A 13,938-nucleotide genomic window follows, 5' to 3' on the forward strand; every position below is an offset into this window, starting at 1 on the left:
GATGTTGACCCATAAGTATTCCTCCCTTACTCATATTCAATATGTAATAAGACTTACTTTAATATATATCATATACTATGAATGGAGAAATTTGGAGTCCGTATAGCAATGAAACCAAATCATGTATCCAATATTAGCGACCATTATTTATACATATAGGGGCCCTATCCAACGCTACCAACAAGGAATCCCGAACATTCGCGTTCAATATTTAGGTGGAGCGTCTGGCAATCAAGGACAAGGCGAGAAATGCTTCATCCCAAGTCATACGGCTTTTATGTTTCGTATGGACTGTTTCGTTTTCCTTGTCAGTCAGTCTATAGGCTTGCAAAAAAGCTTCGCATCCGTTAGACGATATAGTGAAAGAATCAAGCAAAATTAAAAACGCAAATGCCGATAATAAAATAAGAGAAGGGAAAAAATTGAGAACTGCTTAAAGTTGATTTTTACGTAAAGATGTTGAAGCTAGAAAACGTGAATTAGAAGTAAGAAAATAGGAAGTAGATAAGAAGAAATAACGGACTTATAGAAGTTCCGCTAACTAAATGACATAAAATCCATGTGATTCATCGAATAATTCAAAAGATAGCAGATACAAGTGTAAATGTAGAGTTGAAAAACTTAAAGGTTTAGTGGGTGCTATCCTAATAAGTTAATGGAATCCATCTTCTATAAATAAAAAAAGAAGCCTTGCTATGACTTTTCTAGAAAGAAATCGATATATTTTATTGAATTTATAAAAAATTCAAACTTTTTTATAAAAAATTCCTGGTTATTTCTCAAGTTATAAGGTAGATAATATTTTTGAAATATAAATTGGATATAACTTTTCTTCTTTTTAACTACATAAAGTAAAGAAGAATTTATTGTTTAGTTATTTTGGTATATAAATAACTTGAGAAAATAATTGTAAAGAGGATATTTAGGCGATTGAAGGCAATCTAACAGCTCTATTGACAACAAAAAATAACTCAAGTAGAATCCATTTTGTAAAAGTTTTTGCTGGTAAATAATAGTTTGATTAACTTAAATTTACCATTTTAGATAAAATAGCAAATTAATTCTAAATTGGAGGTGGATCTGAAAAGTAGTATATTTCCTTTTGTTGTTCATAAACTTAACTTTGGGCCTAAATTATTAATTTGAGAGGGGAATTTTTAAAATGGCAGATGATACTTTGTATAAATTATCTTACTTGAATAAGTTAGGAGAATTAAAAGAAAAGTCTCCACAAGTAGCACAAAAGTTTATGCAGTTTGAACACGAAGTGTTTAATAATGGTCAAATTCCAACTAAAACAAAAGAGTTAATTGCTATAGCTGTTGCTCATACTACAGGTTGTCCTTATTGTATTGAAGCTCACGTTGCTAAATATAAAAAGTTAGGTGGAACAATAGAGGAAGTTATAGAAGCAATTGCTGTTGCAGCTGCTCTTAAAGCCGGTGCTGCAATTAGCCATAGTGTAAATGCTATGAATGCATTTGAAAGAAATTAATAATATTTGAGGGGAATGAAGAAATGCTTCAAACCAGTTTAGATAAAACTCTTAAATACTACTCTTTAATAGATTTATTGAATAGTAATGCAGCAAAGAATCCAGATAAAGTAGCTTTTAATTATTTAATTGGAGATGAAGATGAAATTTCCATTTCGTTTGAGCAATTAGTTATGGATTCAAAAAGAATTGCAGCTTATTTGCAGAATGAAGGATTATCTGGGAAACAAGCTTTAATTATGTATCCTCCAGGTTTGGAATATATTAAAGCATTTCTGGGATGTCTTTACGCAGGTGTTATTGCAGTGCCAGTATATCCTCCTACGCTTAGTAGGAACATGGATAGAATTAGAAGTATTTTGATAGATGCTTCAACAAACATTATTTTTACTACTTCACAGTTACACTCAAAAATAGCAAAACATTTTTCTGAAGAAATATCCGCAATGGATATAAAATGGATTTGCATTGACGAGTCACTCCTTCCACAAGCAGATCAATGGACACAGCCAGACATTAATGGGGAATCCATTGCTTTTCTACAATATACATCCGGGTCTACATCAGCACCAAAAGGTGTAATGGTCTCACATCAGAACATTCTTTACAACGAAAAAATGATTCAAAAAGCATTTAATAATGATGAAAACACAATAGTATTTGGTTGGCTTCCTTTATACCATGATATGGGTTTAATTGGAAACGTCCTTCAACCACTGTTTTTAGGTGGAACGAGTATTCTTATGTCACCAATTGATTTCTTAAAAAAACCATTTAGATGGTTACAAGCAATATCAAAGTATAAAGCAACTGTAAGTGGAGCACCAAATTTTGCTTATGATTTATGTGTAAAAAAGGTAACCGAGGAACAGAAAACTTTAATTGATTTGAGTTCTTGGAAAGTAGCATATAATGGTGCCGAACCTGTAAGATATGAGACTTTAAAAAAGTTTTCTGCAGAATTTGAAAATTGTGGATTTAAAGAAGAAAGCTTTTATCCATGCTATGGAATGGCGGAGGCCACTCTGTTTATCTCAGGCGGAGTAACTAATAAAAAATCTATTATTAAATATTTTGACTCAAAAGCTTTAAGAGATAATAAAGTACAAGAGACTAGAGAATGCAATGAATCAATTGCACTAGTTAGTTGTGGAACGACTCATTTAGAACAGAAAATCAAGATTGTTAACCCAGATACATATAATACCTGTTCAAAAAATGAAATAGGGGAAATATGGGTCAATGGTGTAAATGTGGCAAATGGCTATTTTGGTACAGGAGATAATGCAAACTTTAGAGGACGAATATCTGGTGAGAATTCCGCAAAATATTTAAAAACTGGCGATTTAGGATTCATTAATGATGGACAGTTATATATTACAGGACGATTGAAAGATTTAATTATTTTAAGAGGAAAAAATTATTACCCACAAGATATTGAATTAACTACCGAAAAAGCTCATATAGGAATCAAAGATGGTTGCAGCGCTGCCTTTTCTATAACTGAAGAGAATGAAGAAAGACTAGTAATAGTTGCTGAAATTGAAAGAGCTTTTAGACCTAGAGAGTCCGGTTATCCAAATGATAAGTTAGATGCTAAAAATGTCTTAACTCATATTCGTCAAAAAGTGATGGAAGAACATGGGGCTCAACCATATTGTATTTGTTTAATAAAAACAGGTACCATTCCTAAAACTTCTAGTGGGAAAATTCAAAGAAATGCCTGTAAACAGGAATATTTAAATAACGAATTAGTCATTTGGCATATCGATAAAAAAGAATAGAAAAGATTTTTGAAAGGATATGTTTCTGTGATAAACCGATATAACACAATAATAGTTGGAGCAGGGCAAGCAGGTTTGGCTATGGGGTATTATCTCCGAGATATTACAAGTTCATTTCTACTAATTGAAAGTCATGCTAGATTAGGAGATTCTTGGCGACTCCGTTATGATTCTTTAATATTGTTCACGCCTCGATCACATAGTGCATTACCAGGTATGTCATTACCCGGCAATCAGAATGGTTATCCAACAAAAGATGAACTTGCGGATTACTTGGAAGAGTACTCGGAAAAATTCCATCTACCCGTAAAATTAAATACAAAAATTACAAAAGTCTTTAAAGAAAAAGGTAATTTTCATATTATCACAAACTCTGGTGAAGAATTTTCAACTAAGAACTTAATTATTGCTACAGGTCCATTTCAACAGCCGTATATACCGGATTTTAGTGATGAAATACCAAATGATATTTTTCAAATACACTCTGCATACTATAAAAATCCTTCTCAGCTAAAAGAAGGAACAACTTTAGTTGTTGGTGGAGGTAACTCAGGAATGCAAATTGCCACTGAGTTATCTTCTACAAGAGAAGTATATATATCATTAGGAAAAAAACCTAAATTTTTACCATATCAGGTTCTTAACAAAAGTATTTTTTGGTGGTTCGGTGTACTTGGACTATCTAGACTAACTGTAGATTCAAAGCTAGGACAAGCCCTTAAAAAGAATGATCCCATCATTGGGAAAGAAATAATACCTTTAGTCAAGGAAGGGAAAGTTAAGATGCTTCCTAGAACTACTGGTTTCATTGATCAAAAAGTTAAATTTGAAAATGGCAATCAAGTACAACCAGAAAATATTATTTGGGCTACAGGATTTAAACCTGATTATAATTGGTTAGATATATCAAATATTTTTGATAAGAAAGGTCTTCCAATTCATGAAAGAGGAGTAACAAAAGAGCCAGGATTGTTTTTTATAGGATTATCTTGGCAATATCGAAGAGGCTCTGCTTTATTATTAGGCGTTGGAGAAGATGCTGAATTCTTGGTAGGGAAATTGCAAACCGATTAATATTGGAGGATAAACATGGAGAAACAAGAAATGTTGAAAGTTATCCAGAGTTCTATAACTTCTTTTACTTCATTAAAAGCTGAAAAAATTAATTTTAATAGTGATATGTCAGGAGATCTTGCTCTTGATTCTACAGACCGTGTAGAACTGGTTTTGGATTTAGAAGAGAAATTTAAAATTTCTATACCTCAAGATGATTATAGCTGGTGCAAAACAATTGATGATGTGATTACTTTAATTGGTAAAATTCAAAATTCCCAGGAGGTAAGTCAATGAATATAGCTAAACAGTTACGAGATTTAGGACTAAATCCACTTAATACTTTAGTAGGCAGCTCACACGATTTATATAAACTACCTTTTGACCAAGTAAATGAGTATAAAGGAAGCGTGATTGCTGAGGCTTTTAAGCACCATTATGAGAATAATGAGTTTTATAGAGATGTATGTAATAAAAAACAGGTGACTCCAGAAAATATAAAAGGTTTTGAAGATTTAGTTAACATACCGCTAATACCAGTACAGACTTTTAAACAGTGTGATTCACATCTTTTAATGACATCAAAATTGAATGAAGTTGAATATGAAATGCGTAGTACGGGTACAAGTGGGATTCCTAGTGTCTCTAGACGTGATAAAATTACTGTTAATAATGCTTTTGAAAGTGTTGTATCAACTTACAGAGAATTCCTTCAAATTTCTCGTGGAATGGGATTGTTTCTTTTTCCTCCTACTGAAGAGATGCCGGAAATGGGTATGGTTAAAGCGTTAAATATATTAGCAGGCTTACTGGATGGCTCTCACAATGTTGTAAAACGAGTTACATTTAATCCAGAAAAAGCAGTAGAACTACTTAATTCATGGGAAGGAAAACATACTCGTCATTTAGTTGGACCTCCTTTTCTTATCTATAAGCTAATCAAATACTGTATGGAAAATAATATTAAGTTAAACTTGGAAAAGAAAAGCCATATTATCACACTAGGTGGTTGGAAAAGATTCACTGGTGAAGAGATTCCAAGAGAAGAATTTAACCGTCTTTGTAATGAATATCTAGGGATAGAAATGAATAATGTTCGCGATATGTATGGACTGGTAGAAGCAAATATGTTAGCAGTAGAATGTGAGTATCAAGAAAAGCATGTTCCACCATGGGTTCACTTATCACTAAGAAATCCTCGTAATGTTTTAGAAGAAGTAGAGTATGGCGAGCGTGGGGTCATTGCTATCTATGATCCAACTTGTACTTCCTATCCTGGTTTTGTACTGACAGAAGATGTTGGATATTTACGAAAAGATACAACATGTGAATGTGGACGAAATGGGCAAAAATTAGTTTATATTTCGCGTATGCCAGGTGTAGAAGTAGGTTGTTGTGCAATTAACTTAGAAAAGTTTATTGAAGAAAAAGAAAATCAAATGATGACGGTGCCGGGAGGCGAGTAAATGTTTAATGATACTATCTGCGAGCATTTTATGAATCCAAGAAATATTGGTGAATTGGAAAATCCCGATTATGTAGTTGAAATTGGGAATCCTATATGTGGCGACACGGTTCATATGTTTTTAAAAGTTCAGGAACGAAAAATTACTGATGTTTCTTATCGAGCATATGGATGTTCAACTTCTATTGCAACAGCAAGTATCGTTTCTGAAGTTATTAAAGGAAAAACATTTGATGATCTTAAATTAATTACTCGCGATGAGGTTACAGAATGGTTGGATGAACTTGAACCGGCTCAATATCATTGTATTGACATTGGTCTAAGTATATTAAAGCAATGTTCAAGTCCAACTCAGAAAAGCCTTAAGAAAAAAGATTTCTTAGTAGAAGGCGAAGGTGCATCCCAGTGATAAATAAGGAGACTATTTATCTTGATTACAATGCTACTACTCCACTAGATCAAGATGTATATCAGGCTATGATTCCTTATTTGAAAAATTCTTTTGGTAATCCTTCTAGTAAATATTTTCTTGGCAAAGAAGCTAAAGTTGCCATAGATGAATCAAGAAGAAATGTGGCCGACCTCATAAATGCTAATGAAAACGAGATTGTTTTTACGAGTGGTGCTTCCGAATCGAACTCCACCATATTGATGGGGATTGCGCTTAAGAACTTAAATAAAAAACATATCATTACTAGCTCTATTGAACATCCAGCAATTTTAGAAGCTTGCAGGCATCTTAAGGAGTACTATGGTTTTAGAATTACAGAGCTTCCTGTAGACTCTAATGGTGTTGTTGATACAAAAGAATTATTAAGTGCTATTAATCCTCAAACTTGTCTAGTAACAATAATGATGGTTAATAATGAAGTAGGTTCAGTTCAACCTATTGAGAAAATTAGTAAGATATGCAACGAAAAGGGGATCCATTTTCATTGCGATGCTGTACAAGGAATGGGAAAATTAAATATTGATGTGAAAGAAATGAGTATTGATAGTCTTTCAATTTCAGCGCATAAAATATATGGACCTAAAGGTGTTGGGTGCTTGTATTTAAGAGAAGGAATTAATATATCATCACTTATATTTGGTGGATCACAAGAAATGGGTATCCGTTCAGGGACTGAAAATGTGCCAGGAATCATTGGGTTTGGAGTTGCAGCAAAAATTGCAAAACAGAATGTAAGACTCAATTTTCAACAAATGCAAGAGTTAAGAGGAATGTTTTTAGAAGAATTAAAAAATCTAAATGACTGGTCCTTAAATGGAAGTTTGAATTCTTCTGTACCGTCTACATTAAATATACAGTTTTTAGGGATTAGAGGAGAGGCGTTAGCAGCTGCATTAAATCAATTCGGGGTATGTGTGTCAATTGCATCTGCATGTAGTTCGTCTTCTGCAAAGTTATCTTATGTTTTAAAAGCAATGGGAAAGTCTGATGATGAAATTAGAAGTTCGGTAAGAATTAGTTTTGGGAAATTTACAACTCAATTAGAAATTATTGAAAGTGTAAGGTTAATTTCAAAAGTAGTATCTCAGTTAAGAACAATCTCAAGTAAATATTCTCCTAAAATAGAGGAAAGTGTTCAAATAGGATAATATTCAAAAAGAAAAACTCTCGTGTATTTTTTGAAGTGAACTCTAAAAGTAGGACGCATATTAAAGCACCTAAACCACTTGTTCTCTATATTTTTAGGGGACAAGTGGTTTAATTTTTCTTACGACGTGAGAGAAGTGAAACGCCACCCTTTCCATAGTGCGTTCCGTCTGTGACGAAGGCTTCGTTTTCTTACAAATGATCTCGTCAAAGATAAGGAATTTTAGTTCATCCGTTTATTTAACCAAACATGTGACTTGATGGAGGGTCTGTCAGTATGCCAGAGAACTCTTTATGCATGATACCATCTATCATGTGTACGATAGGGTACATGTTTTTTATTTGAATTTATTAGAAGATTTTTTCTTGAGTATAGTCACAGATTTATTAATTGAAAATAATTAGTTAGAATTATTGAGTTCAATTTGTTGCTCTTTTTTACTTTGTTTTTTGAAAATAGAAAGCATCAGTAGAATTAAAGAACCTATTCCAATATAAGTCATTATATTCAATTGATAACTAACACCATTATTATCAAAGAAGAATATTCCTCTGAGACCTTCAACACTAAATTTCAATGGAATCCAAGAATATAACCAATCTTTAGTTATATCTGGTAAAAACTCGACTGGTAAGTTCAATACTGGGATAGAGAATAAAAACATTAATAAAATAAAAGGCGCTGCAATTATTCCAATCCAATTGAATAAAGCATTTTGTAACAAAAAGAATATAAAGCCACTGAAAAGTAGGAATAGGAAGGTGTTTTCTTTATTAGGGATATTTACATCTAAGACATAATTTGCAAATAGCATAATAGATGTAACAATAACTAAAAGAAATACAACACCGCCAATTAACTGACTTGCAATAGAAGCTAAACTTATTTGTGAATTTGTCGTTTTCTTTAAAGTAATGAAAAGTATTAGGGAACAAATAAAAACAGAGAGCCAAAGAATTTGTGTAAATAAAACTGGAGTATTTCCATTAGCAGTATGGCTATCTACATCATTAATTATCTGTTTTTCAATTTTTAAGGGGTTTATTGCCTGTTTCAATTTATCAGGCGGAAGTGATACAGATTGAGCTTCTAATTGACTAAAAATTAAATTTTGAACTTGAGTATTCATTTCCAAACTTATTTGGTTAGCAATTTGTCCTATTGTATTTGCAACAGTATAGTTCATTCCTTCATTTATTATTATTTCTACTTTAGGCTGCCCAGAGCTTGATTGGAGCATAGTAGCAATATTTTGGGAAGTATTTTCTGGAATGATAATTGCTGCGTAGTAGGATCTATCATTCATTTCGTTAATTGCCTCGTCTTTGTCTTTTAAGACACTCCATTTAAAAGGTATATCTTTATTAGTTGTTAAAGTCTTTTTAATTGTTTCCCCAAAATTTAATGTGTTATTAGGCATTTTAAAACCTTTATCTTCTACTACTAAGGCAACTGGTATATCTTTTGGTTTAGGGTTAACTATTGAGCCCATAACACCAATAATAAATATACTAACAACTAGAATAATTGCTAACAATCCACCCCAAAACAATTTTTGAGAAAAGAATTTCTTCATCATACACAAAATGATCAGCTCCTTAAATAATAATAAACAATTTGTTGTATAAGTAACTAAATATTTTATAATTTAATTATAGTTCTAAATTTTCGATAATCAATAATCAATATCTTTGGGTTTATTAGATATACGACAAATAAACATGAAATGTCTAGAAAGTCACAAATTTTTAAGATTGGTGGAATTTTATGACAACAAAAACTGATTTGCGAATTGTTCGAACCCGTAAACTAATTAAAGAAGCATTTCTAGATTTAATTCAAACTAAAGGATACGAATCTATAACTATTCAAAATATTGCCGATAGTGCATTGATAAATCGTGCTACTTTTTATTTGCATTATAAAGATAAACAGGATTTATTAGATACACTTCTTAATGAAATATTTAATGAATTAGCAGACGCAATTAAGCCATGTAGCTATGTTCAAAATAAAATGATTAAAATATCGAATTTTCAAATATTAATAGAAACAATTTTTAATAAAATTGCTGTCAATAAAAAGTTTTTTAAAGTGATGTTAATTGAAAACGGTGTTAATGGATTTCATACCAAGATGCAAGATGTTATTAAAGAAAAATTTAATGAAGAGTTTTTAACACATGGACTTGATGAGGAAATTCTGTCAATTCAACCTGAATTATTAACTACTTTCATTTCTTCTGCTTTAATTGGAACTGTATGTTGGTGGTTAAAGGGAAATTTACAGTATTCTCCTAGTCAATTAGCTAGGCAAACTGTAAAACTATATTCTTCAGGTCCTTTAAAAACAGCAGGATTTCAAATGATTGATTGAATACCGTTTATGTTAACTTCTTAGCGTACGGTAAAAGCAAGTTCTAACTTGAAAATTCTTTAAGCTAGAGAATATAAAGGAAACACTATATATTCACCAATCAAATCTAAACGGAGTTCGTAATAAATGTACCAAAGGTTTGTTTAATCTTATTCTAGATGATGAAAGAAGAATATTTAAAAAATTGACTGAAGTGTATCCTAATTTAAGAATCAAAGTATCGACTGTAATAGATCTCAATTAACTGTGATCATCGCTATTGAAAGAGAATCGTGGATGATACTCGTTAGCCTTGTTATAATTTCACCTAATGTTATCATAAAGTTAATATATGAATTTGGATAGATTATGTATGTAACTTTAATTTTACCTATTTCACAAGTTTCATTACTAATTAAATTCTTTAAAAAAGAACGTGGACTTGATAGATAAAACCCGAGCTATGATAGTAAATAGATTGCTTTGAGAAAGTCAGTTCTTTTGATAAATCAACATGAATAGAGGAAGGAGAAATGGATTGAAACTTGCTTATTTTCAACTTGCATTGGCGATGATTTTAGTCGGAATGAATGTTGCTGTTGGGAAAGTTATCGTTGAGAAAGTACCTATTTTTCTTTTTTCAGAGATTCGGTTTTTAATCGCGTTATTGTTTCTTATTCCGATGGCATTTTTTCATGAAAGATCAACTATAAAAATAGAAAAACAACAGTTTAAACTATTATTTTTACAATCTTTTTTTGGTGTGTTTTTGTTTAGTATATGTATGTTATACGGTGTTCGTTATACATCAGCAACAGCAGCTGGTATTATAACGAGTACAGTTCCAGCTGCAATTGCGTTATTATCCTTTTTCTTTCTTAAAGAAAGATTATCTACCTCGCAAGTTGTTTCTGTCTGCTTAGCAGTTCTTGGTATACTCATTATTACACTTCAAACTTCTACCATACATTCACAAAACCAGTCATTATTGTTTGGAAATATCCTCATTTTTGGCGCTGTTGTATCGGAAGCATTATTTACAATTTACGCTAAGAAGCTCGCTGGTGTACTATCTCCAATCCATATAGCCGCGGCTATTAATCTCATTGGCTTTCTACTATTTTTACCATTTGCGATTTATGAAGGGCTCTCCTTTCAACTTGCCAATATTACTATGTTTATATGGATTCTTATTATGTATTATGCAATTACAGCAAGTGTTCTTTCGTTTGTACTTTGGTATCAAGGGATTGCAAAAGTAAAGGCTAGCATTGCAGGTATTTTCACAGGGTTTATTCCTGTTACAGCAGCGGTGACAGGGATTTTTATACTAGATGAACCGTTTGGATGGAATCAATTTTTCGGTATCTTATTTGTATTAGCAGCGATTTTTGTTGGAACAAGAAAGATAGAAAAAGGTGTATCATCGAAATCGTTGTAAATCAGTTACATTATGATAAATACAGCTATTAATTGTCAGTTATGGCTGTATTTTTTTGTTTACATTTTCCTGTTACTCGGAGTAATATGTTTTTATCCCGCTATTTGCGGGCTATAAAACTCCCACTCAAAAACTTGAGAAAAACGAAGAAGTTTAGATGGGAGCTTAACGGCCTGTAAATGCCCGATTGGTTCAACTAACATTCAGTGGGGGGGATGGAGAACTTCCCACTGAGTGAAGTTTCACTTTATGTTAAAAATATTGAAGATAGCCGAAAGGAATGGCGACTAATGAGGAAATTGGATGTATTGTTAATGATACTTAGCTTCCTGTTCCCAATTGTAGGTATTTTAGGACAAATTTCGTTACAATTATCATTGTTTATAGGTGGCTTGTTGTTTTGTACAAGTTTAGGAAGTTATTACACAAAGAAAACAAATTCACGCATATTTAGCTGGATTACGTATACGATATTTATCACATTTTTACTTATGATTCGGGATCAATATGCAACAACTAGCTCTTTACTAGCACATGCGAAGATTGCGGCATGTGTGGCAATCATTCCACTTGTATTTCGTTTTCGCACGTATGCGATTACGGTTGGACTGCTTAGCTTATGGGGAATGTTACTATGGGATATAAAAGAAATTCAATCATTGACAGTTTTACAGCGAATGATGAATTTATTTTCAACAGAAAAGTTATATCTTCTGATCTTAGTAGGAGGCTTTTTACTAGGAGGCTTGCTTGGTAGTACACGAAATCGTGAAAATGGTAATGGGAAGCAAAAGAGCCCGAGTGGATTCGAGCAAAAAAAGAAACGAATGCGTCCTACGTTTAAGATTCGTTTACCACGTTTACCAAAACTCAAATTAAAAATGTTAAAGCGTAGGGGAAATTCTTCTGAAGTGAAAGAAACTCGTCCTTATGAACAAAGTCACAAAGAAATTGCATCGACATATGAAAATGAAAAACAAGAAGCAACATCTGGACAAGGTAAAACGAGAATAGAACGAAGAAGAAATCGTTATAAGAGATAAAAAATTTAAATTTTAGTATAGGTAGTTTGAAAGTTTCAAAGATTATGTTATGATAATAAAGTAATGGAAAAATTACCAACCAACTATTTATCTACTAGGGGAGCCTTTAGAAAGGCTGAGATTAAAGTGTAACTTTGAGACCCTTTGTACCTGATCTGGTTCGTACCAGCGTAGGAAAGTGGAATTTTATGACTGTCATATCAATTTAATGACTTCTAATCACTTTCTTTACGCATGTAAAGAAAGTTTTTTTATTTTTATAGGATAAAAAACTTTCTTTATTATATACATGGAGTCTTATAGAAATTCACATGGGGAGGAATTAGAATGTCATTTTCACAGTTCATACGTAAAGAAGCAGATGCAATTTGGGAGGCAAGTTTTCAACATCCATTTGTAACAAAACTAGGGGATGGAAGTTTAGATATAGAAAGTTTTCGTTATTATGTGTTGCAAGACTCCTATTATTTAAGTCATTTTGCAAGAGTACAAGCACTAGGCGCAGCAAAAGCAGCGGATCTTGGCGTAACAGCTCGCATGGCACATCATGCTCAAAATACATATCAAGCAGAATTATCGTTACATGAAAAGTTCATGGGAAAATTAGGGGTTACAAAAGAAGAGATTGCGGCATTTGTTCCAGCGCCAACAGCATATGCGTACACATCACATATGTACCGCGCAGCATATGAAGGTCATTTAGGAGATGTGATTGCTGCAATCTTACCTTGCTATTGGTTATATTATGAAATTGGTGAACGTCTAAAAAATTGTAAACCAGAAGAACCAATATATCAAGAATGGATTGGTGCATACGGATCTGACTGGTTCCGTACATTAGTAGAAGAACAAATTGCAAGATTAGATGAAATTACAGAAACAGTAACAGAAGCAGATCGTAAAAGAATGAAGCAACATTTCATCATCAGTAGTCAATATGAATATGCATTTTGGGATATGGCATATAAATTGGAAGAATGGCCAGTGACTGAAAAAGCAAACGTATGATATTAGAAAGAAAAACCGCGAATTTATTACTTAAATTCGCGGTTTTTATATAAGATGAATACTATTTATCATGAAAATAAATAGGTATAAACAGTATTTTTAATATATGATTTTTATATAATAAATCATCTGTATAGGTGGAGTTTAAACTATGTTAACGTATGAATTATCGTAAATTAAAAGTAACAATCTGTTAACATAATGTAGTTATGATAATCTTCGTTGGCGCTATGTCTTTTCATTTATAGCACAGAACGTATCTAAAAATAGAGATATGTTCCGTGCTATTTTTTGTTACATCATAGACAACCAACTTGCCATTTTTAAAAGAGGTTCTCTATTTAACTGATAATAAATATTTTTTCCTTCTCGTTTTTCTGAAATAATGCCAGCTGCTTTCATCTCTTTTAAGTGATAGGATAGTTTCGAATAAGAAACATGAATTCCTTCTTTTAAAATTAGACGCAAAATATCTTTTGGACAAATTGCTGCATGTAAATCAGGGGATTGTGGGATTAAACTTTCATGATCTCGTCCATTTTTCAATACATATAAAATTTGAATACGTATCGGGTCATTTAACGCTTTAATAACACTGAGGATTTCTAATTCATTTTTCGTTTTCATGTTTTCATTTTAAAATAAAGAGATTGACATTTCAAGAAAATTTGAAATATAATCATTTCAAGATATTTT

Annotated in this window: 13 protein-coding genes and 1 riboswitch; of the genes, 11 read left to right on the top strand and 2 right to left on the bottom strand. The window is 32.1% G+C overall.

Annotation, left to right across the window (positions count from 1 at the left end; all coding sequences use genetic code 11):
- The first annotated feature begins 1,162 nt into the window (after window positions 1-1,162).
- Genes BAMA_RS14205 through BAMA_RS14235 form a run of 7 tightly spaced genes read left to right on the top strand, consistent with a single transcriptional unit; the run spans window position 1,163 to window position 7,396 of the window.
- The gene (locus tag BAMA_RS14205) at window positions 1,163-1,495 is read left to right on the top strand and encodes a carboxymuconolactone decarboxylase family protein (protein WP_034640126.1); all 333 of its coding nucleotides are present in this window, start codon (window positions 1,163-1,165) and stop codon (window positions 1,493-1,495) included.
- 23 nt (window positions 1,496-1,518) lie between these two features.
- Entirely contained in the window at window positions 1,519-3,279 is a 1,761-nt protein-coding gene (locus BAMA_RS14210; protein ID WP_034640129.1) for a fatty acyl-AMP ligase, read from the top strand.
- Between the two features lie 27 nt (window positions 3,280-3,306).
- A complete protein-coding gene (locus BAMA_RS14215) occupies window positions 3,307-4,353 on the top strand; it encodes a flavin-containing monooxygenase (RefSeq protein WP_034640131.1) in 1,047 nt (348 codons plus the stop codon).
- A gap of 15 nt (window positions 4,354-4,368) precedes the next feature.
- Window positions 4,369-4,629 carry a phosphopantetheine-binding protein gene (locus BAMA_RS14220; protein WP_034640134.1) on the top strand — a complete coding sequence of 87 codons (261 nt, stop codon included), beginning with the start codon at window positions 4,369-4,371 and terminating at the stop codon, window positions 4,627-4,629.
- Window positions 4,626-5,798, top strand: coding sequence for a LuxE/PaaK family acyltransferase (locus BAMA_RS14225; RefSeq protein WP_034640137.1), 1,173 nt, complete (start codon window positions 4,626-4,628; stop codon window positions 5,796-5,798). The genes BAMA_RS14220 and BAMA_RS14225 overlap by 4 nt, the downstream gene beginning before the upstream one ends.
- Window positions 5,799-6,206, top strand: a complete 408-nt coding sequence (locus tag BAMA_RS14230) for an iron-sulfur cluster assembly scaffold protein (protein WP_034640140.1) — start codon at window positions 5,799-5,801, stop codon at window positions 6,204-6,206.
- Complete coding sequence (locus BAMA_RS14235) at window positions 6,203-7,396, top strand: cysteine desulfurase family protein (protein ID WP_235184457.1); 1,194 nt, start codon at window positions 6,203-6,205, stop codon at window positions 7,394-7,396. The genes BAMA_RS14230 and BAMA_RS14235 overlap by 4 nt, the downstream gene beginning before the upstream one ends.
- 399 nt (window positions 7,397-7,795) lie before the next feature.
- On the opposite strand, the gene BAMA_RS14240 is transcribed toward BAMA_RS14235, so the two are convergent.
- Window positions 7,796-8,974: a YhgE/Pip domain-containing protein gene (locus tag BAMA_RS14240; protein WP_034640456.1), complete on the bottom strand. Its 1,179-nt coding sequence runs from the start codon at window positions 8,972-8,974 to the stop codon at window positions 7,796-7,798.
- Window positions 8,975-9,162: 188 nt separating this feature from the next.
- On the opposite strand from BAMA_RS14240, the gene BAMA_RS14245 reads away from it, so the two are divergent.
- The 4 genes from BAMA_RS14245 (at window position 9,163) to tenA (ending at window position 13,242) form a co-directional block, all read left to right on the top strand.
- Complete coding sequence (locus BAMA_RS14245; RefSeq protein WP_034640143.1) at window positions 9,163-9,771, top strand: TetR/AcrR family transcriptional regulator; 609 nt, start codon at window positions 9,163-9,165, stop codon at window positions 9,769-9,771.
- A 517-nt stretch (window positions 9,772-10,288) separates the two neighbouring features.
- Window positions 10,289-11,191 (top strand): DMT family transporter, encoded by a 903-nt coding sequence (locus BAMA_RS14250; protein ID WP_157406007.1) that lies wholly within the window; start codon window positions 10,289-10,291, stop codon window positions 11,189-11,191.
- Between the two features lie 290 nt (window positions 11,192-11,481).
- Window positions 11,482-12,234 carry a DUF3959 family protein gene (locus tag BAMA_RS14255; RefSeq protein ID WP_034640459.1) on the top strand — a complete coding sequence of 251 codons (753 nt, stop codon included), beginning with the start codon at window positions 11,482-11,484 and terminating at the stop codon, window positions 12,232-12,234.
- 86 nt (window positions 12,235-12,320) lie between these two features.
- A riboswitch (TPP riboswitch) is annotated at window positions 12,321-12,428 on the top strand.
- A gap of 133 nt (window positions 12,429-12,561) precedes the next feature.
- Entirely contained in the window at window positions 12,562-13,242 is a 681-nt protein-coding gene (tenA, locus tag BAMA_RS14260) for a thiaminase II (protein WP_034640148.1), read from the top strand.
- 294 nt (window positions 13,243-13,536) lie between these two features.
- On the opposite strand, the gene BAMA_RS14265 is transcribed toward tenA, so the two are convergent.
- Window positions 13,537-13,869 carry an ArsR/SmtB family transcription factor gene (locus tag BAMA_RS14265; protein WP_034640149.1) on the bottom strand — a complete coding sequence of 111 codons (333 nt, stop codon included), beginning with the start codon at window positions 13,867-13,869 and terminating at the stop codon, window positions 13,537-13,539.
- Window positions 13,870-13,938 lie beyond the last annotated feature (69 nt).

It is taken from the genome of Bacillus manliponensis, assembly GCF_000712595.1.
GTDB classification, from domain to species: domain Bacteria; phylum Bacillota; class Bacilli; order Bacillales; family Bacillaceae_G; genus Bacillus_A; species Bacillus_A manliponensis.

What these genes read in the sequence shown, in the direction of transcription:
- BAMA_RS14205 (WP_034640126.1), top strand. Translation starts at nt 1,163, where the DNA reads ATGGCAGATGATACTTTGTATAAATTATCTTACTTGAATAAGTTAGGA.
- BAMA_RS14240 (WP_034640456.1), bottom strand. Translation starts at nt 8,974, where the DNA reads ATGATGAAGAAATTCTTTTCTCAAAAATTGTTTTGGGGTGGATTGTTA.
- BAMA_RS14210 (WP_034640129.1), top strand. Translation starts at nt 1,519, where the DNA reads ATGCTTCAAACCAGTTTAGATAAAACTCTTAAATACTACTCTTTAATA.
- BAMA_RS14245 (WP_034640143.1), top strand. Translation starts at nt 9,163, where the DNA reads ATGACAACAAAAACTGATTTGCGAATTGTTCGAACCCGTAAACTAATT.
- tenA (WP_034640148.1), top strand. Translation starts at nt 12,562, where the DNA reads ATGTCATTTTCACAGTTCATACGTAAAGAAGCAGATGCAATTTGGGAG.
- BAMA_RS14265 (WP_034640149.1), bottom strand. Translation starts at nt 13,869, where the DNA reads ATGAAAACGAAAAATGAATTAGAAATCCTCAGTGTTATTAAAGCGTTA.
- BAMA_RS14255 (WP_034640459.1), top strand. Translation starts at nt 11,482, where the DNA reads ATGAGGAAATTGGATGTATTGTTAATGATACTTAGCTTCCTGTTCCCA.
- BAMA_RS14230 (WP_034640140.1), top strand. Translation starts at nt 5,799, where the DNA reads ATGTTTAATGATACTATCTGCGAGCATTTTATGAATCCAAGAAATATT.
- BAMA_RS14220 (WP_034640134.1), top strand. Translation starts at nt 4,369, where the DNA reads ATGGAGAAACAAGAAATGTTGAAAGTTATCCAGAGTTCTATAACTTCT.
- BAMA_RS14225 (WP_034640137.1), top strand. Translation starts at nt 4,626, where the DNA reads ATGAATATAGCTAAACAGTTACGAGATTTAGGACTAAATCCACTTAAT.